Below are 18,534 nucleotides of genomic sequence, written 5' to 3' on the forward strand. Positions count from 1 at the left end.
GTTGCGTATCAAGTGTGGATCTCGCTTATCAATGGATGCGTGTTGCCCTTAAGCCATATATGTCGTGCACCGGCCGTCGATTTTGCTGATTTGTTGAACGAGATTCAAACACTCTCCTTCCTTAGCGCGTTTTGCGAATTCGTTGAACGGTGAACATCCCAATCGCTAGGACGATGGCAAGACCAATCCATGTGAAGACGTAGATCAATGGCGACCCAGTCGTCCCGAGGGTCACCTCGTTTTGAAGCATAGTGACGTTATCCGCCTCGGCGATGATGTCGGGTGTATAATTGAGCGTGCGGATGAAGCCGATTCCGAACGTGGCGACAACATAAATCACATGGAGTGCTGCGGATAGAAGAAGAGCGAGTCTGATTGTTTTCAAAATGGTGCTCCTTTTTGGATATAATCATGTACAACGATAGTATAACTAGAATTGCCTAAACCTGACAGACAAGGAGTGAGACTGATCGAAACCGTTTATTTAGCAGGTGGCTGCCTCTGGGGCGTCCAAGCGTTCATCAAGACGTTACCCGGTGTCATCGAAACAGAGGCCGGACGGGCGAACGGGGCGACGGATACGCTTGACGGAGCATATGACGGCTATGCCGAATGCGTCAAAACGACGTTCGATCCGAGCGTCGTCACGATGAAGGAGTTGATGAATTACTTATTTGAAATCATCGACCCGTATAGCGTCAATCGCCAAGGCGAAGATGTCGGCGAAAAGTATCGGACCGGCGTCTATAGTGCAGACCCACGTCATTTGGAAGTCGCACGCACATTGATCGACAACCGAAGCGATGCGGACCGAATCGCGGTCGAGGTATTGCCGCTCACGAACTACATCCGAAGCGCGGATGAGCATCAAGACCGGCTTGAGCGATGTCCGGACGATTACTGCCATATCCCGAAGACGTTATTAGACAAGTACAAACAATAAGCCGACACGATGCCGTGTCGGCTCATTTGTTATGCCCGCTCGAGGACGTTCACGAGCAAGCGATGCACGACCTCATGGTCGCGCACATCATGCAGTTTGTAGTCTTTCCCGGGCAATGTGTACCACTCGGCCGCACCGACGTACGTGATGGCGAGCTCGAGCGTGCCGTCTTCCTGGCACGTCGTCCGTAATTCAAGTTCTCCACTGATGACGCCGACTTCCTCGGTCATGACGCCGTGAGTAGCTTTAAATACTGAAGATTGCTGGTTCATCGTAGACTCCTTTCTGAATCAATAGACGCAAGCATTGATGGCCGTTTGAAGGGCCGTCTTTTCTGTAGATTGGAGGCTGAGACCCCAGCGGCTCTTCGTCTCGACCCACATCTTCGCATAAGCGCAACGTGCACCGGTGCGTGTCGGTTGCCATGTTGACGGGTCTTGGTCCCCTTTTGAACGGTTCGAGCTGGCCGAGACGGCAATCAGCTGTGGTCCGGTCAAATCGTTGGCGAAGCTTTGACGTTTCGTCGTCGTCCAGCTGTTGGCACCTGAACGCCACGCTTCGGCCAACGGTACGACGTGGTCGATATCCAAATCAGATGGTGACGTGAACGTGATGCCGTCATAGTAACTGTACCATGACCCTGATGTGACCGGACAGTCACCGACGTACGAATCGGCGTCGCGTTTCAAGACGACTTGACGCGTGTCGCAGCCGTTCCCTTGTCCGCTCCAATGCGGGAACAAGTCACGGCTATAGCCGGTCATCGTTCCTTCAGTTTTAACGGTCAACGCGTTCAACTTCGTGAGCGCACTCGATTTCGATGGAATATTGGGCGGGAGTGCCGAGGCGGTCGGCGTCGTGAAGTGGAGCGACGTGGCGACCAAGATGATGGCGAATAAAGAACTGATGCATTTTTTAAGCATGTGTGTGCCTCCTATTATGTATGACGACTGAACGACGCGCATCGTAAACGCACGATGCACATCGACTATACATGGCAAGGAAGTGAGAAATACGCAAATTTACAAAAAATGAATCCAAAGATTATAAAAGTTGAGGTCAGGGACATGATACATGACATCAGACGTCCCGGCTTTAGCACTACTGGCATACGCGCAGGCACCAACTATTGGTATAATGAAGGCGGTTTGTAGTAAAGGACGAAGGAGTTGGGATGAATGAATCAAAAAGACATCGCGGCGATCCGCAAGCATTTCAAGTTGAATGCGGAAGCGGTCAAAATCGCTGACATTTATAATATTTATATTCGCCAAGACAGCAACGAGATTTTTTACGAGGAGTTACGCTCGTTCCCGTTTGTCGAGCAGGAGCACCAAGAACTGTTCCTCGCCAACTTCAAGAAAGTGCTCGGCGGCAAAATCGACGAGAAGCTATTCGAAGTGAAGTTCCAGCACCCTGAAACCGGGCAGGCCGATCATACGCAGACGTTGCTCTATGAGGCGCTTCGGACCGACGACATCGAAGAGTGGGCCGGTATGATGCAGCGGATCGCGCTCAAGATGGTCCAGGAGGCACCGTTTGAGAAAGATATGGTCGTCACGTTCATTCGCTTCAAATACAATAAGCCGACGCGTCGTCATTCTGAAGAGACAGAAATCGATATGCGTGACGAGGTATGGACGTCACGATTCATCCTATGCAGCATCAATCAGACCGAGCTCCCGAAACAGTCGCTCGTGTTCGACTATATCGAGCGGGAGTTCAAGTCGAATATCTTCATCAATCCGGTCATCAAGCTCGACGCCCCGATTGGTGGTTTCTTGTTCCCATGCTTCACGGACAATGCGGCCGACGTCAACCACATCTTATATGCGGCCCAGAAGGCACATCAACCGGACTTCGGCTTCATCGAGAACGTCTTGAACGGGACCGAGATTGTGACGGCGGTCGAAGAGAAGGCGATGTTCGAGGAGGTCGTCAAAACCGTCATCGGTGAAGAAGTGAACGTCGGGACGCTCGCTACCGTCTACGATGAAATCAACCAGATGATCCTGGCCGAAGCAGAGCGTGAGGATGAGGACGAGAGCGTTCCGATGATTGACGCCCGCACCGTCGAAATCGTGTTGAAAGCGAGCGGGATCGAGGACGTGACGACTGAGAAGGTCGAGCAGGCGTTCCAACAAGTCGTCGACGACCGTCAATATGAGATGAAGGCGAGTAGCGTCGTCCCCAAATACACGTCAAAGTCGATTAAAATCAATACAAAAGTGGCCAATATCTCGATTAGTCCGCAAGACTTGAAGTATGTGAGACAAGTGAACGTGAAAGGGAAGCGCTGCTTGTTAATCGAACTAGAAGAAGACACGGAAATCGAAGGGTTCAAATTGATTTCGGAAGAACTGTTGGACTGACGCGAAGCGGATGGGGAAGAGCGTGTACCCGTTAGGATGGCGGCGATTGCTGTCATCCAGTCGAGCCATCAGAGGATAAGCTTGCTTTTCTTCAGCTAGAAGACCGAGGTTCAGACAATTGTCTGAGCCTTTTTTTGTCAATCACGTGAGGATGGTTGAATTTCGGAACGGTTATCGGTATGATGCTCTTGAAAGCGTTCTCTCGGTGAGCCTTATTTTTTTAAAACTTATCGAAAGCGCTTTCGGTATGGGTGGGTACAACAAAAAAACCTCAACCCGGCTCCGCGTGGAGAGGTGTTGAGGTTGGAGTGATGATTATTTTTTTGCCTTGCTCACTTTCAACTTCTTGCCTTTGATCGGTGTCGATTCCATCGCCTGAAGGACGAGTGAACCTTTTCCGTTCAAAATGTCGACGTACGTCATCTGATCGTTGATTGTGATGATGCCGATATCGTCTGCCGTCACACCAGGGATTTTGGCGATCGTACCGACGAAGTCGATGGCGCGGAGTTTCTTCTTCTTCCCGCCGCTGAAGTGAAGCTTCATGATGTCTTGGTTGATGCGGGCCGTCTTGTTGTTGCGAACGACGCGTCGTCCGCTCAACTTCTCTTCGAACGCGGCTTGGTTGCGCGCGACTTGAGTTTCGGTCGGGGCATCCATCTCCGGGATGTCGAACTTGATGAACGCTTCGATGGCGCGAACGAACTTGCCTTCATGAGGCGTCGCGAGCGTGATCGCTTTTCCGGCGTTGCCGGCACGGCCTGTGCGGCCGGTCCGGTGCACGTAGCTCTCTTTTTCCATCGGCACGTCATAGTTGATGACGAGGTTGACGTTATCGACGTCAATCCCACGTGCTGCGACATCGGTCGCGACGAGATAGCGGAAGTTCCCCATCTTGAAGCCTTCCATGACGGCGAAGCGGTCTTCTTGCTCGAGGCCGCCGTGGAGGCGTTCGCACGAGTAACCGGCTTGGTCGAGTTTGCTGTACACCGTGTCGACATGTTCTTTCGTCCGGCAGAAGATGAGGCAGCTGTCCGGATTCTCGACGACCGTCACATCTTTCAGCACGGCGAGCTTGTCTTCGCGATGAACTTCAATCAGACGGTGCTCGATCGTCGAGGCGGTGACACCGCTCGATTCGATGGCGACACGGACTGGTTCGTTCATGTGCTTTTGGCACAAGCGCTCGATGTCGTTCGGAAACGTCGCCGAGAATACCATCGTCACGCGCTCGCGTGGCAATTCTTGAAGAATCGCCTCGACGTCAGCGAGGAAGCCACGGTTCAACATCTCGTCGGCCTCATCGATAATCAAGTAATCGATTTTATCGAGGACGAGCGTCTCCCGTTCGATGTGGTCCATGACGCGTCCCGGTGTCCCGACGACGATGTGCGTCTTCTGCTTCAATTCTTCACGTTGTTTCGAGAACGGTTCTTTCCCGTAGACGGCAGTCGCCTTGATGCGTTTGAAACGACCAATGTTCGTCATATCCTCACGGACTTGGACGGCGAGTTCGCGCGTCGGTGTGAGAATCAGCACTTGCGGCTTGTTCTCTTCCCATTCGATGAGTTCCGTTACCGGAATCCCGAACGCTGCCGTCTTCCCGCTGCCGGTTTGGGCTTTGACGACCAAGTCTTTGCGCTCAAGTGCGAGCGGGATGACTTTCTGTTGGACTTCGGTCGGTGATTCGTATTTCATGATGCCTAGTGCGCGTTGGATATCTTCGCTTAGGCGATAGTCAGAAAATTGTTGTTTACTCATAGTTAACCTCATTCTTTAGTGAAAACTTCTGCTTTAGAAAATTTCAATAGCATATTTGAATACAGTCCATTATAGACCGAATCCATGAAAGAAAGCGAATCGAAGTGGTTCAGCCAAAGTCCGGCTCCATCGGATTAGGCTGGATGATATACAAAATGAGTTCATCGTGTGAATCCCACAATCGTTCAATATCCGTTTCGTTTTGTTGAAGAAAAGCTGCCTTAAGTTCCGGACAGACGTAATGGACCAAACCTTCTTCTTGGGCGAGCGAAAACGTTTCTTCATCATCATATTGTAGAACAAGGGATTGCTGGCAAGCCGTACACTCACCGATTTCGTACCGGTGAAAACCGGATTTCACCTCATGAACGAAACATTCGGCACAATACGATTTAACTGGATCGCCGAAGTGACCAAATTCATCAGTTTGAACACATTCACGATTTTTTTGACAACGTACACATTGAGACATTACAGAACACGCTCCTTAACTCATCTACGTTCAAACGTAGCATGGGTAGAAGGTGGGTGCAACTACCACCTTGTAATATTTATATATGGGTATAAGAGAGGGTGAAGATGAATCATGGAAAATAAGCAGGATATGCTCGTCACAACACTGGGCCAAATGAGAAACATCGTCTTAAATGACGGCATCGAGACAATCATCAAACCGATTCCCGATTCGGATGTCAGCGGGGATTTGGACCCGCGCGTGTTGGCCGTCATCAAGGGCTATGCCGCAGCCGAGCCAGAGACGTCATTCGACTTGGCGTCTGCCCGTGCCAGCATGGGCTGGCCGAACCGGGATGTGACGACGATGGACATCACGACAGACCACGTCATGATTCCGAGCGCTGACGGTGACATCCCGGCACGCCTGTATCGGCCGCGCACGGAAGAGGCGTTACCGGCCATCGTATTCTTCCACGGCGGCGGGTTCTTCGGCGGGACGCTCGATACGGTCGAGAACCCGTGTAAGTTACTGGCGGAGAAAGCGAACGCCCTCGTCGTCTCGGTCGACTACCGGCTCGCGCCGGAGCATCCGTTTCCGGCCGGATTGAACGACTGTTATCAGGCGGTCGAATGGGTATACGAGCAGGCCGACGAATTGAACGTGTTGCAGGATCGCCTCGCGGTCGCGGGCGACAGTGCCGGTGGGAACTTGGCGACGGCCTGTTGTCTGCTCGAGCGCTCGAAAGGGTTGAATCGGATTCACTATCAAGCGCTCGTCTATCCGGTCGTCAATCTAGGATCGATCCCGACAGACGATTATGAATGGAGACTCGACGACTATGAGATCAAGCAACACCACGACTTGATTCGTGGCGTCATCATGGCGCTCGGTGATTCGGACGGTTTGCTCAACCATGTGTACTTACAAGGCAAGACCGAGCTGACCGACCCGCTCGTCTCCCCGTTGTTCGCTGAGGATGTGGCGGGTCTTCCGCCAGCGCTCCTCATCACGGCCGAGTACGACTATCTGCGCCTTGAAGGCGAGGCGTATGCACGGAAACTGGCGCGCGCCGGTGTGAAGACACGATTGATTCAATACTGCGGGATGGACCACGCCTTTATGGACAAGCTCGGCGACTTCCCGCAAGCCGAAGACTGCATGACCGAAATCGCAAACGGAATGAAGGAGATGACATGATGAAAACTTACACATTGAACTGGGATACATATAAACAATTGGCACGGACAGCCGTCGCGGAAGGGGCCGTCCTGTTAAAGAACGAGCAGGCGACGCTTCCGCTCCAACATGGGACGACCGTCTCTGTCTTCGGACGGAGTCAATTCAACTACTATAAGAGCGGCACGGGTTCAGGTGGGATGGTCAACGTCTCGCACGTGACGAGTCCGCTCGAGGCGCTTCAGGCGACAGAAGGGATTCAGTTGAACGACTCGCTTCTCAAGACGTACGAGACGTGGGTCGAGGCGAACCCGTTCGACCAAGGCGTCGGCTGGGCCGGCGAACCGTGGTCACAGCCTGAGATGGCGGTGACGGATGAACTCGTCAAAGAAGCGGCGGAGCAGTCGGACGTGGCCCTCATCTTTATCGGGCGCACAGCGGGGGAAGACCGGGACAATACGGCCGACCCGGGCAGTTACTTGCTGACGGACATCGAACGGGCGTTGATTGAGAAAGTATCGAAGACGTTCACGAAGACAGCGGTCATCTTGAACGTCGGCAATATCATCGACATGGACTGGGCGTATCAACCGAGCGCGATCCTCTATGCGTGGCAAGGCGGACTGGAGGGTGGAACCGGACTCGTCGACGTGTTGACGGGCGCGGTCACGCCATCTGGGAAGTTGACCGATACGATTGCCAAATCGATTGAGGACTATCCGTCGACGAAAAACTTCGGACATGCCGACAAAGGGATCTATCAAGAAGACATCTATGTCGGCTACCGCTATTTCGAGACGTTCGCCAAGGACGCGGTGCTCTATCCGTTCGGCTTCGGCTTGTCATACACGACGTTCACGACCGACGTCGTGAGCGCGAGCGAACAGGACGGCGTCATCGACGTGTCGGTCGATGTCATGAACACCGGTGACGTGGACGGGAAAGAAGTCGCCCAGCTCTACGTCGAGAAGCCACAAGGCGTGCTTGGCAACCCGGCCCGCGCACTCGTCGCCTTCAAGAAAACGGGCTTACTCACACCAGGCGCGCAGGAGACGCTCACGCTCAGCGTCCCGGTCACGGACTTTGCGAGCTATGACGACAACGGGGCGACCGGGCACGCATCAAGCTTTGTTCTCGAGGCCGGCACTTACACGCTTCACCTCGGGACCGACGTTCGTTCGGCCCAACCGGTGTTCGCGTATGAAGTAAATGCCCAACAAGTCGTCGAGACGCTTAGTGAGAACATGGCCCCGGTCACTCCGTTCGACCGGATCAAGCCGGTCGTCGGCGAGCATGGTTATTTGGTCGAGTACGTGCCGACGCCGCTCCGAGCGGTCGATGTCGAGGCGCGCTACCTCGCCGAACGTCCGGTCACGCGCGACTACGCCGGTGACAACGGCTTTACACTGAAGGACGTTTATGCGGGCAAGGTCGAGCTCGATGCGTTCCTCGATCAATTGACGGATGAGGATCTCGCCTGCATCGTCCGGGGACAAGGGATGAACTCGCCGCGTGTGACGCCGGGGACGGCCGCCGCGTTCGGTGGCGTATCGGACCGCTTGAACGAGTTCGGCATTCCAGCGGCATGTTGCGCGGACGGTCCGTCCGGCATCCGGATGGACATCGGGACGAAGGCGTTCGCCCTTCCGAACGGGACGCTCCTCGCTTCGACGTTCAACGTCCAATTGGTGGAAGACCTGTTCGAGATGACTGGACTCGAGATGCGGAAAAATCGCGTCGATACGCTCCTCGGACCTGGGATGAACATTCACCGCAACCCGCTCAACGGCCGGAACTTCGAGTACTTCTCGGAAGACCCGCACGTGACCGGCAAGATGGCGATCGCCCAATTGAACGGGATGCATCGCGTCGGTGTGACAGGAACGCTCAAGCACTTCAGCGCCAACAACCAAGAGGCGCACCGTCACGATATCGACTCCATCGTCTCGGAGCGGGCGCTGCGTGAGATTTACTTGAAAGGGTTCGAGATGGCCGTCAAAGAAGGCAAGGCCACATCAATCATGACGACGTATGGCGCCGTCAACGGCGTCTGGACGGCCGGATTGTATGACCAGAACACGCGCATCCTCCGTGACGAGTGGGGCTTTGAAGGCATCGTCATGACCGACTGGTGGGCGAAAGTGAACCACCATGAAGACGAGCCGGCGAACCGTCAGAACACGGCGGCGATGGTTCAGTCGCAAAACGACTTGTATATGGTCGTCGACCGTCCGGACACGAACTCGTTCGATGACAACACGGGCGCGGCACTCGCTGCTGGGACATTGACGCGTGGTGAACTGCTCCGGAGCGCGGCGAACATCTGCCGTTTCGTCTTACAGTCACCGGCGATGGAACGCGAGCTCGGCATTCACGACGGCACGGTCGAGGTGATCGGTCTCGACGAGGAAGCCGGACAGGCTATCGACTTCGATGTGACGTATCGCCACCTTGAGAGCGGTGAAGCTGTCAGCCTGAGTGACGCCGACACATCGACAGGGAATACGCACGTCTTTGCCGTCTCGGTCGATGAGACGGGCACGTACGACGTGACGATTACGGCGAAATCGGACGCGGGTGAACTTGCCCAGATGCCGGTCACGTTGTTCGCCAACAACATCCCGGGCCCGACGTTCACGTTCAACGGGACGGACGGGGAATGGGTGACGCAGACGAAGCAAGTGTTCTTCTTGAACCAGCACAACTACTTGCAGCTCTACTTCGCACTCGGCGGTCTCGACGTGAAAGACATCACGTTCACGCTCGTCGACTCGTTCAGCATGAAAAACGGATGACCAACAAGAGCTCTTCATCGTATATGTTCGCCTGTCTTTCAAACATCACGAGATATTTTGTATAATGAGGTCAACATCTTGTGATTGGAAAGGGGGGCGCATATACGTGGAAAATCGTTTGAGATTTTCTAAGTCTTCAATCACTCATGCAAAGCCAGTTGTCACAAGGGCGATCGTTTGCATGGGGCAGAACGGTTTATTTGATCGCTAGGTAATCTTTTACAACAATGGCTTTGCTTCCTTATTGTCGGATTTTCTATAAGGAGCGAGCAGATATGAAGTACGTAAATGCGCAACAGATTCTTCCGGAGAAGTTGCTTCAGGAAGTTCAACGATACGTCCAAGGGGAAACGCTTTACGTCCCCCGGACCGGTCAAGAAAAGAAGCGCTGGGGAACAGTCAGTGGTGGCAAACAGCTGCTTGAACAGCGGAATGAAGCGATTCGAACATCCTATGCGAAGGGGACTCGGGTTGACCAGTTGGCGGCTGACTATCATTTGGCTGTCACGACCATTCGAAAAATCGTTTACTCTTCAAATTAATCAACGGCACGTCGCATAGTTGCGACTGTGCCGTTTTTGTATAAAACAGTTCTAACTTGAAGTCGGTGCAATCTTGTCTTGTAAAATCCTTTACACTAAAAGAAGTCAGGATGGAGAAAGGATGACTGAACATGCTAGAGCGATTTATTGAAAACCACCAATTTAATTACATTCGAGAACAAGTCGAGACGATTCGAGATAGTCGAAAGAAAAGTTTACCGTCTTCCGTGTTACAAGCCGTCATTGATTTGGCCAATGCCAAAATTGCTTTTCTGTTTCCTGAAGCGACATCAGCTCAGCTTGCCATGTTGGATGTATCAAAGTTACAAACCGACGAAGCCTATGATGGGTTTATAGATGAGTTAAGACCTCACGTCCGGTCGTTTCCGCAAGTGTCGGAACAGCAAGTGAAAAAAATGTTTCCCAAACAGAAAAAACTAAGACTTCCAGACGCAGCGGAACTTAATGTGAATCGTATGTCCTACATGAGCTGGAACGACCTGCGTTCCAATCGGAAATATATCCTTTGCGAAAAGAATCATCAGCTGATTGGGATCGAGCTTAAGGCCAGCTCAAATGCGAAGAAAAATATTTGCGCTTTCTGTAATCAGTTGGCAGAAGTCTCGTATTGTGTCACCATCACAAAAGCAAAACAAGCTAAAAATCCTGACTATTATAAAGCGATTGGGACGTATATTTGTACAGACAGTGCCTCATGCAACGAGAACATGACGAATCTTGACGCCTTGATGACGTTCGTCGAAACGGCGTTGAAAGAGTAAACGGAGAATCGACCATGCGTCGATTCTTTTTTGTGGAGCTTAAAACCAAGCGCACTTTGTTGTCTTTACAAAACATATACAGGATTGACTCGGTGTTGAAAAAGCTTCTTAACAAATTTCCTTTAGTCTACAAAAGTCTAGAAACGCAGTACATATTCGGGAGGGACTAAGGAAATGAAGAAATCGATGAAAAAAGTGATTCCATTGGCGGTCGTGTCGACACTTGCATTTGGTGGGTTGATTGGGATGCAACAAAACGAGGACGAAGTACAGGCGAAAGAAGGAAAGAACGGCAAGGCGAAAAACGTCATCTTTATGATTGGTGACGGGATGGGTGTGCCATATACGACGGCACTCCGCTATATGAACGATACAGAAGGGGCAGATATGCCACAGACGGCATTCGACCCTCACTTGGTCGGATTACAGTCGACATATCCTGAAGATGAAGAAGAGAACGTGACGGACTCAGCGGCAGCGGCCACGGCGATGAGCGCCGGGGTGAAGACGTATAACAATGCCATCGCAGTCGATAACGATAAGACGGATGTGAAAACCGTCCTCGAGCAGGCAAAAGAGAACGGCATGTCGACGGGAATCGTCGCAACGTCTGAAATCACGCATGCGACACCGGCCTCGTACGGTGCCCACGAAGAAGAGCGCAAGAGTGAGAACGCCATCGCTAACGATTATTATGATGAGTTGATTAATGGGGAACATAAAATCGACGTCATGTTGGGCGGCGGAACCGACTTCTTCGAACGCTCGGACCGCAATATCGCGAAACAGTTCCAACAAGATGGATATAGCTATGTAAAATCGGCGGACGAGATGAAGCAGGATGACAATCAACAAGTGCTCGGTCTATTCGCCGAGGTCGGACTCGATAAGATGATCGACCGGGACGACAGCCAACCGAGCCTGGCGGACATGACGATGTCGGCGCTCGACCGCTTAGAGGACGACGAAGATGGATTCTTCTTGATGGTCGAAGGCAGTCAAATCGACTGGGCCGGTCATGACAACGATGTTGTCGGCGCGATGAGTGAGATGAAAGACTTCGAGAATGCGTTCAAGAAAGTCGAGGAGTTCGCGAAAGAGAACGGAGAGACGTTGGTCATCGTCACGGCGGACCATTCGACCGGCGGCTTCTCGATTGGCTCGGGCGGCAACTATAACTGGGATGCGGCTCCAATCCAAGCCGCGAAACGCACGCCGGACTTCATGGCGAAACAAATCGAGTCAGGAAAAGACGTCGAAGCCGTCTTGAACGAATGGATCGACCTCGACTTGACGGATGCGGAAATCAAATCGGTCCAGCAAGCTGCCGAGACAAAAGACGTGACGAAGATTGACAATGCGATTGAAAAAATCTTCGACGTCCGCTCAGGAACGGGTTGGACGACGGACGGTCACACTGGGGACGACGTGCCGGTCTATGCGTACGGTCCTCAAAAAGAGCAGTTCACGGGCATGATCGATAACACGGATCAAGCTGCTCACATTTTTGAGCTGTTAGAAAATCGTGGGAAAATCAAATAATAAAATCGGATTTATAGACGACGCGGACAGTTGCCGCGTCGTCTTTTTGGTTAGATTTAGCTTGTATGTAGCACTTTGATTGCGTGTCGCAACGTCTCGACGTCCTCGTTTCTCCAGCCGAGTCGATCCACGGCATTGATGAACTGACGTGTCGCTTTGATGAGGGCATCTTTCAATTCCTCAAGCGATACAGTCCCCATAGGCGTCTTAGCATGACCATCTTCTACAAAGGTGAGCTCAACTTCTGTGGCGGTCACCTTTTTAGTGGCTATCCGGATCGGGCCGTCCATGAATTGAAACGAGTATGTCTCATGCAATGGGGCGAATAAGAGGGCGCGGGCATTAGCAATCCACCAGTTCAAGACGACGGCGACGAAATCAGACCATCCTTGTCCCGGGAAATAAGCATAAGCATCGATGACGAAGGCAATATTGCCGATGATATGTGTCTCATAAATTAAAGAGTCGAGATCCACTTCGATTGAAACTTGACTGTTCATAAAAACTCCTATCAACGATCAGCACAGAAAAATACAATGAACTGAACCATAGTTGGGTAAATACTCGTATACATGGTATCACGACCAAATCGGAGGGATGACGATGAACACGCTCTACATGAAACAAAAGGTTTTCAGCCTGCGCGGACGTTTCACGATCAAAGATGCGGATGAGAACGATTTGTACTTCGTTGAAGGGAGCTTTATGAAGCTGCCGAAATCGTTCACAATCTCGGACAAAGACGGCCATGAGATTACGACGATCACGAAAAAGACGTTCAGTTTCTTGCCGAAGTTCTATGTCGATGTGGAAGGCCAAGAGACGGTCACGATTTCGAAAGAGTTTACGTTATTCAAACCGCGTTATACGATTGATGCGGTCGGAATCGATGTGCAAGGCAACTGGTGGGACATGGACTTCCAAGTGATGCAGAACGGCCAAGTCATCGGCAGCGTCCAAAAGAAATGGTTGTCATGGGGCGATAGTTACGAGATTCAAGTGATGGACGAGACGATGGAGCACATGCTCATCTCGATCGTCGTCGCCATCGATTGTGCGAAGTCAGACCAAGCCGCAGGTGCGAGCGCGGCGACATAAAGGGGATGGAACGATGGAGTTTTGGGATGTGTATGACGTGGACCGCAAGAAGACAGGGCGGACGTGGCAGCGGGGCAACCGTCTCGAGAACGGCGATTATCATCTCGTCATCCACGTCTGCATTTTCAATAAGGACGGACAGATGTTGATTCAGCAGCGCCAACCGTTCAAAGACGGTTGGGCGAACATGTGGGACATCACGGTCGGTGGTAGCGCCACGGTCGGCGATACGAGCCAACAGGCGGCGATGCGCGAGCTCGAAGAAGAAATCGGGCTGAAACTCGATTTATCGCACACAAGGCCTCATTTGACGGTCAACTTTGACGAGGGGTTCGATGATATCTATCTTGTCGAGGCAGAAGTCGACCTCGACGAGTTGACGTTACAGGAATCAGAAGTGAAGGCCGTAAAGTGGGCGGATGAGGCGACGATTCTCGACATGATCCGTTCAGGTGAATTCATCCCGTATCACGAACCGATGATTCCATTGTTGTTCGCGATGCGAGGCCAGTGGGGAGGAATCAATCATGTGGCAGCCGTACACGTGGATCAATGAACCTAATGAAGTGAGCGCAGGTGAGAGCCTGACGTTCCAGACGGCACCAGACACGGACTTTTGGCGGAACACCCATTACGGATTCAACCGGATGACCGCACATGCTTTGGTGAAGAGCGTGTCGGCCAAGCAGTTCACGTGTCGGGCGACGATTGAGATGGAGCCGAGCCATACATACGATCAAGCCGGCATCCTGCTGTACGTCAACGACGACCATTGGCTCAAGACGTCCGTCGAGTATATCCCGGACGGACCGTCACACCTCGGGGCTGTCGTCACGTCCTTTGGTTATTCGGATTGGTCGACGCGTGATTTCCCCAACAAGGACATTCACGGACGGTTGACGTTCGAACTCGTCTATACCGATGGTGATGTCGAGGTGTTCTTCGAATACGAGGGAGGTGCGCGTGAACAGTTGCGAATCGCTCATCTCCATGATGTGTCGACGTTACGCGTTGGACCGTACGCTTGTAGTCCGGATCCGGAGGCGCCTGGATTCACGGTCACGATTTCAGATTGGATCGTTACGGAAGCATCGACTTGAGTCATCAGTCGATGCTTTTTATCAAAATTAGGCGAGAATGCTCCCGCTTCTAAACGTCGCGGGCGAAGCCCTAGTGAAAGTGGGCTATGAATCGCCAACCTCTCTTTTGGGTATAAATACCTAAGGGAGGTGAACATCTTGTTGAAGCATAAAGCGTATAAATTCCGGATCTATCCGACAACGGAGCAGGAGATTCTGATTGCCAAGACGATCGGTTGTTCACGCTTCGTCTTCAACCACTTCTTGACGAAGTGGGAAGAGACCTACGAGGCGACAGGAAAAGGACTGTCCTACGGTTCCTGTTCGAAAAAAATCCCTGTACTCAAGCAAGAGTTCGACTGGCTGAGGGAGGTCGATAGTACATCTGTCCAAACCAGCGTCAAACACCTCGCCGAAGCGTTTGACCGCTTCTTCAAGAAGCAGAACGAACGGCCCCGGTTCAAATCGAAACGGAACCCCGTCCAATCCTATAAGACGAACATCCAAGGCAAGTCTCAACTTCCTGAGGTGTCGATCGTCGGCAACCGGCTTAAGCTGCCGAAGTTGAAGTGGGTCCGGTTCGCCAACTCGAAACAAGTCGAGGGCCGAATCCTCAGCGCCACGATCCGACGGAACGCGACGGGCAAATACTTCGTCTCCCTGTGCGTCGAGCAGGAGATCGACGAACTGCCAAAGACCGGCTCAACCGTCGGCGTCGACGTCGGACTGAAGCATTTCGCCGTCCTGTCCGACGGCACGGTGTACCAAAACGACCGCTATTTTCGCACGCTCGAGAAGAAACTGGCGCGCGAGCAACGAAAACTCTCCCGTCGTCAGCTCATCGCCCTGAACAAGAACATCAAGCTGTCCGAGGCGAAGAACTACCAGAAACAAAAACGCAAGGTCGCCCGCATCCATGAGAAGATCGCGAACAAACGTACCGACTTCCTGCACAAGCTGTCGACCGAGATCGTCAAAAACCACGACGTCATCGGCATCGAGACCCTGCAGGTGAAGCACATGCAGCAGGACCGCAAGTTGAGCAAGTCCATCTCCGAGGTCAGTTGGTCGGCGTTCTTCCACATGCTCGCATACAAGGCGGACTGGTACGGCAAGACCGTCGTGAAGGTCGGGAAGACCTTCGCCTCGAGCCAGCTCTGTTCAAGTTGCGGCCATCGACACAGAGACGTGAAGCATCTCGGTCTGCGTGAGTGGACATGCCCGGGTTGCGGGACCCACCACGACCGCGATGTGAACGCAGGACTGAACCTCAAACGAGAGGCCGAACGCATCCTCGCCTCTTCAACCGTCAGGACGACGGGGCTAGCCTGATCAGGTTTCGACTGTTAGGTCGGATCACTCAGGAATCCTCCACCCCCAAGCGAAGCGTAGGTGGGGGTAGTTCAAGTCATTTTCATTTCACTTTAAGAAAATGGTTGAATCGAGGCATGGAAAAATTTATAACGACATTACCGAAAGCGCTTTCGGAAAGCGTTTTCAATTTGTACGTCACTAAAAGAGGCAAGGTCGATTGCGTCGTCCCTGCCTTCATTCATGCCAGAGGAGGAAATGTAATGAAGAAATGGGTCGCACTTGCACTCGGGACTGGTCTTGTCTTGTCTGCCGCACAAGGCGCATCTGCCGAAAAGCCGGAGAAAAAAGACAACACGAAATGGAAGCTCGTCTGGTCGGATGAGTTTGACCAACCAGAAATCGACCAAACGAAATGGAACTTTGACACGGGGAACTGGTTGAAGGATCAAGACGGTACGCCGGTCACACCGGGGTGGGGAAACAATGAGAAGCAATTTTACACGGACAAAAACGAAAACGCTTTCGTAGAAGACGGGAACCTCGTCATCCGTGCGAAAAAAGAACAAGTGACAGACGAACTTGGGTCATACGATTACACGTCAGCGAAGTTGACGACCAAAGGTAAGTTCAGTCAAACGTACGGCCGTTATGAGATGCGTGCGAAGCTCCCGACCGGCAAAGGGCTATGGCCGGCATTCTGGATGTTGCCGGAACAGGACCGTTACGGCGCCTGGGCCGCGTCTGGCGAAATCGACATCATGGAATCATGGGGCAGTCAGCCTGACAAGGTCGCCGGAACGATTCATTACGGCGAGAACTGGCCGAACAATAAATATACCGGCAAAGACTACCACTTCGAAGAAGGCGACGGCATCGACAAATGGCATACATATGCGGTCGAGTGGGAGCCAGGCGAGTTGCGTTGGTATGTTGACGGGAAATTGTATCAGACTCAAAACGATTGGTACTCGAAAGGGTTGAACCAAGCGACGAAATATAGCTATCCGGCACCGTTCGATCAAAACTTCTATTTGATTATGAACTTGGCCGTCGGCGGCTGGTTTGATGGAGACGTCGATGCGACGACACCATTCCCGGCTGATATGAAAGTCGATTACGTTCGCGTCTTCGATTTGAAGAACCGCGACTATCGTGAAGCAGTCGAACCGGTGTATACGGATGAAACGATCGTGCTTCCGGATGGAGCGAAACAACCTTCTGAAGACGGCAACCTCGTCTACGATCAAGACTACACAGAGCCAATCACGACCGTGACAAACGGTTCGCAGGCACTTGACCCTGTAAATTGGAACTATGTGGCGCTACCGGACTTCGGTGGAGCTGGATCCATCGACGTGATTGAGCAAGCTGGTTCGCGCTTCGCGGATATCTCGATTACGCAAGCGGGCAGTCAGCCTTACTCGCACCAATTGATTCAAAACGTGTCACTCGGCAAAGGCGGTCACTACAAAGTGTCGTTCGATGCGAGTGCCGACTCGGCCCGCTCAATCGCTGTCAAAGTCGGCGGTGGACCAGACCGTGGTTACGCCAAATATTCGGATGAAGGTTCGTTCGATTTGACGACCGACGTCCAGACGTACTCGATGACGTTCGACATGACAGAAGACACGGACCTCGCGGCACGCCTCGAGTTCAACGTCGGCCTCAGCACGGCAGGCGTTCAAATCGGGAACGTGCGCGTCGAACAGACACCGCGTGAAGCGCTCGACCCGAACGCGACGAAACCGGCGCTCGGAGACGGCAACCATGTCTATAACGGCACGTTCGATCAAGGGGCAATGGACCGCTTGACGTACTGGCAGTTTGACCCAGGCGCAACAAAAGGCACAGGCACAGTTGATGAGGAAGCTCGTCACTTCGAGTTCGTGACGAACGCGAAGAAAGGGCAACCGGCAACGCTCGTCCAAAACGGCATTCAATTGACGGAAGGCCGTGAGTACGTGCTTCGGTTCAACGCGAAGTCGGAACGCATCAAATCGCTTCAAGTCGGCTTGAATGGATTGGACGGACAAGCGTATCTCCCGCTCCAAGACGTGGCGTTGACGCGCGACTTCCAATCAATTGAAATCCCGTTCACGATGGAACAAGAGTCGGATTTGTTGAGCCAACTCCAATTCGTGCTTGGTTCGGCTAAAGGTGAAATCACACTCGACGATGTGCAATTACTGGATGTGACACCGGTCGATGTTGATCCATCACCTCTCAAGAACGGTTCATTCACTGAAGGATTGACGCATTGGGGCTCGTACATCCACTTTGACGCTCAAGCGGCGGTCGAAGCGGTGAACGAGGCGGCTCAATTGTCAATCACGCAAGAAGGACAAGAGCCGTGGAGCGTGCTCATGGAGCAGGGTGGTCTCGAGTTGCATGCAGGTCAAACGTACGTCGTGCGCTTCGATGCTTCGTCGACAGTAGCCCGTAACATGGAAGTGACGATCGAGAACGCGGCGTACACACGTTACTTGAGCGAAATCGTCCAAGTTACTCCTGAGACGAACACGTATGAGTTCGAGTTTGTCATGGGCCAGACAGACATGACAGCTATGAAATTCTTGCTCGGCCGCACGGAAGGCTCGCCGCTCGGCGCGCACGATGTGACGATCGACAACGTCAGCGTGACCGTAAAATAATCGAAAGCAAGAGCGCCTCGCA

General features: G+C 52.6%; 18 protein-coding genes. 12 read left to right on the forward strand and 6 right to left on the reverse strand.

Annotated features, from left to right (window positions below):
- Positions 1 to 121 precede the first annotated feature (121 nt).
- Positions 122 to 385 carry a hypothetical protein gene (locus tag KNP68_RS12640; protein ID WP_214756496.1) on the reverse strand — a complete coding sequence of 88 codons (264 nt, stop codon included), beginning with the start codon at positions 383 to 385 and terminating at the stop codon, positions 122 to 124.
- 84 nt (positions 386 to 469) lie between these two features.
- On the opposite strand from KNP68_RS12640, the gene KNP68_RS12645 reads away from it, so the two are divergent.
- Positions 470 to 943: a peptide-methionine (S)-S-oxide reductase gene (locus tag KNP68_RS12645; RefSeq protein WP_214756499.1), complete on the forward strand. Its 474-nt coding sequence runs from the start codon at positions 470 to 472 to the stop codon at positions 941 to 943.
- A 29-nt stretch (positions 944 to 972) separates the two neighbouring features.
- On the opposite strand, the gene KNP68_RS12650 is transcribed toward KNP68_RS12645, so the two are convergent.
- Entirely contained in the window at positions 973 to 1,215 is a 243-nt protein-coding gene (locus KNP68_RS12650; protein ID WP_214756495.1) for a hypothetical protein, read from the reverse strand.
- Positions 1,216 to 1,233: 18 nt separating this feature from the next.
- Positions 1,234 to 1,866 (reverse strand): HNH endonuclease family protein, encoded by a 633-nt coding sequence (locus KNP68_RS12655; protein WP_021067884.1) that lies wholly within the window; start codon positions 1,864 to 1,866, stop codon positions 1,234 to 1,236.
- 255 nt (positions 1,867 to 2,121) lie between these two features.
- Between KNP68_RS12655 and KNP68_RS12660 the strand changes: the two genes are divergently transcribed.
- On the forward strand, positions 2,122 to 3,315 hold the full coding sequence (locus KNP68_RS12660; protein WP_214756492.1) for a DUF4317 domain-containing protein: 1,194 nt from the start codon (positions 2,122 to 2,124) through the stop codon (positions 3,313 to 3,315).
- A 315-nt stretch (positions 3,316 to 3,630) separates the two neighbouring features.
- Here the strand turns inward: KNP68_RS12660 and KNP68_RS12665 are convergent, their stop codons facing one another.
- Together KNP68_RS12665 and KNP68_RS12670 are read right to left on the reverse strand one after the other, a co-directional pair.
- A complete protein-coding gene (locus KNP68_RS12665) occupies positions 3,631 to 5,076 on the reverse strand; it encodes a DEAD/DEAH box helicase (protein ID WP_214756491.1) in 1,446 nt (481 codons plus the stop codon).
- 109 nt (positions 5,077 to 5,185) lie between these two features.
- On the reverse strand, positions 5,186 to 5,548 hold the full coding sequence (locus KNP68_RS12670) for a hypothetical protein (RefSeq protein ID WP_214756490.1): 363 nt from the start codon (positions 5,546 to 5,548) through the stop codon (positions 5,186 to 5,188).
- 114 nt (positions 5,549 to 5,662) lie between these two features.
- Here KNP68_RS12670 and KNP68_RS12675 point away from each other — a divergent pair, with 114 nt between their 5' ends.
- The 5 genes from KNP68_RS12675 to KNP68_RS12695 all read left to right on the forward strand — a co-directional run bounded on the left by KNP68_RS12675 (position 5,663) and on the right by KNP68_RS12695 (position 12,370).
- Positions 5,663 to 6,730, forward strand: coding sequence for an alpha/beta hydrolase (locus tag KNP68_RS12675; protein WP_214799784.1), 1,068 nt, complete (start codon positions 5,663 to 5,665; stop codon positions 6,728 to 6,730).
- The gene (locus KNP68_RS12680; protein ID WP_214799786.1) at positions 6,730 to 9,504 is read left to right on the forward strand and encodes a glycoside hydrolase family 3 C-terminal domain-containing protein; all 2,775 of its coding nucleotides are present in this window, start codon (positions 6,730 to 6,732) and stop codon (positions 9,502 to 9,504) included. Before KNP68_RS12675 ends, KNP68_RS12680 begins: the two co-directional genes overlap by 1 nt.
- 275 nt (positions 9,505 to 9,779) lie before the next feature.
- Complete coding sequence (locus KNP68_RS12685; RefSeq protein WP_214756487.1) at positions 9,780 to 10,046, forward strand: CD3324 family protein; 267 nt, start codon at positions 9,780 to 9,782, stop codon at positions 10,044 to 10,046.
- 131 nt (positions 10,047 to 10,177) lie between these two features.
- A complete protein-coding gene (locus KNP68_RS12690; protein WP_034780360.1) occupies positions 10,178 to 10,828 on the forward strand; it encodes a FusB/FusC family EF-G-binding protein in 651 nt (216 codons plus the stop codon).
- A 174-nt stretch (positions 10,829 to 11,002) separates the two neighbouring features.
- Complete coding sequence (locus tag KNP68_RS12695; RefSeq protein ID WP_029596419.1) at positions 11,003 to 12,370, forward strand: alkaline phosphatase; 1,368 nt, start codon at positions 11,003 to 11,005, stop codon at positions 12,368 to 12,370.
- Between the two features lie 56 nt (positions 12,371 to 12,426).
- On the opposite strand, the gene KNP68_RS12700 is transcribed toward KNP68_RS12695, so the two are convergent.
- Complete coding sequence (locus KNP68_RS12700) at positions 12,427 to 12,870, reverse strand: hypothetical protein (protein ID WP_029596418.1); 444 nt, start codon at positions 12,868 to 12,870, stop codon at positions 12,427 to 12,429.
- A 103-nt stretch (positions 12,871 to 12,973) separates the two neighbouring features.
- Between KNP68_RS12700 and KNP68_RS12705 the strand changes: the two genes are divergently transcribed.
- From KNP68_RS12705 to KNP68_RS12725, 5 genes are all read left to right on the forward strand, one after another.
- A complete protein-coding gene (locus KNP68_RS12705) occupies positions 12,974 to 13,468 on the forward strand; it encodes an LURP-one-related/scramblase family protein (RefSeq protein WP_214756485.1) in 495 nt (164 codons plus the stop codon).
- A gap of 13 nt (positions 13,469 to 13,481) precedes the next feature.
- Complete coding sequence (locus KNP68_RS12710) at positions 13,482 to 14,024, forward strand: NUDIX hydrolase (protein ID WP_214756484.1); 543 nt, start codon at positions 13,482 to 13,484, stop codon at positions 14,022 to 14,024.
- On the forward strand, positions 13,996 to 14,568 hold the full coding sequence (locus tag KNP68_RS12715) for a DUF1349 domain-containing protein (protein ID WP_214799788.1): 573 nt from the start codon (positions 13,996 to 13,998) through the stop codon (positions 14,566 to 14,568). The genes KNP68_RS12710 and KNP68_RS12715 overlap by 29 nt, the downstream gene beginning before the upstream one ends.
- Positions 14,569 to 14,706: 138 nt before the next feature.
- Positions 14,707 to 15,879: an IS200/IS605 family element RNA-guided endonuclease TnpB gene (tnpB, locus tag KNP68_RS12720; protein ID WP_214799790.1), complete on the forward strand. Its 1,173-nt coding sequence runs from the start codon at positions 14,707 to 14,709 to the stop codon at positions 15,877 to 15,879.
- Positions 15,880 to 16,121: 242 nt separating this feature from the next.
- Positions 16,122 to 18,512, forward strand: a complete 2,391-nt coding sequence (locus tag KNP68_RS12725) for a carbohydrate binding domain-containing protein (RefSeq protein WP_214799792.1) — start codon at positions 16,122 to 16,124, stop codon at positions 18,510 to 18,512.
- The last annotated feature ends 22 nt before the right edge of the window (positions 18,513 to 18,534 follow it).

The organism is Exiguobacterium sp. s50 (assembly GCF_018618175.1).
Classification (GTDB): domain Bacteria; phylum Bacillota; class Bacilli; order Exiguobacteriales; family Exiguobacteriaceae; genus Exiguobacterium; species Exiguobacterium chiriqhucha.

Coding starts and splice junctions, on each gene's coding strand:
- KNP68_RS12650 (WP_214756495.1), bottom strand. CDS start 1,215: ATGAACCAGCAATCTTCAGTATTTAAAGCTACTCACGGCGTCATGACC.
- KNP68_RS12655 (WP_021067884.1), bottom strand. CDS start 1,866: ATGCTTAAAAAATGCATCAGTTCTTTATTCGCCATCATCTTGGTCGCC.
- KNP68_RS12660 (WP_214756492.1), top strand. CDS start 2,122: ATGAATCAAAAAGACATCGCGGCGATCCGCAAGCATTTCAAGTTGAAT.
- KNP68_RS12665 (WP_214756491.1), bottom strand. CDS start 5,076: ATGAGTAAACAACAATTTTCTGACTATCGCCTAAGCGAAGATATCCAA.
- KNP68_RS12670 (WP_214756490.1), bottom strand. CDS start 5,548: ATGTCTCAATGTGTACGTTGTCAAAAAAATCGTGAATGTGTTCAAACT.
- KNP68_RS12675 (WP_214799784.1), top strand. CDS start 5,663: ATGGAAAATAAGCAGGATATGCTCGTCACAACACTGGGCCAAATGAGA.
- KNP68_RS12680 (WP_214799786.1), top strand. CDS start 6,730: ATGAAAACTTACACATTGAACTGGGATACATATAAACAATTGGCACGG.
- KNP68_RS12685 (WP_214756487.1), top strand. CDS start 9,780: ATGAAGTACGTAAATGCGCAACAGATTCTTCCGGAGAAGTTGCTTCAG.
- KNP68_RS12690 (WP_034780360.1), top strand. CDS start 10,178: ATGCTAGAGCGATTTATTGAAAACCACCAATTTAATTACATTCGAGAA.
- KNP68_RS12695 (WP_029596419.1), top strand. CDS start 11,003: ATGAAGAAATCGATGAAAAAAGTGATTCCATTGGCGGTCGTGTCGACA.
- KNP68_RS12700 (WP_029596418.1), bottom strand. CDS start 12,870: ATGAACAGTCAAGTTTCAATCGAAGTGGATCTCGACTCTTTAATTTAT.
- KNP68_RS12705 (WP_214756485.1), top strand. CDS start 12,974: ATGAACACGCTCTACATGAAACAAAAGGTTTTCAGCCTGCGCGGACGT.
- KNP68_RS12710 (WP_214756484.1), top strand. CDS start 13,482: ATGGAGTTTTGGGATGTGTATGACGTGGACCGCAAGAAGACAGGGCGG.
- KNP68_RS12715 (WP_214799788.1), top strand. CDS start 13,996: ATGTGGCAGCCGTACACGTGGATCAATGAACCTAATGAAGTGAGCGCA.
- KNP68_RS12725 (WP_214799792.1), top strand. CDS start 16,122: ATGAAGAAATGGGTCGCACTTGCACTCGGGACTGGTCTTGTCTTGTCT.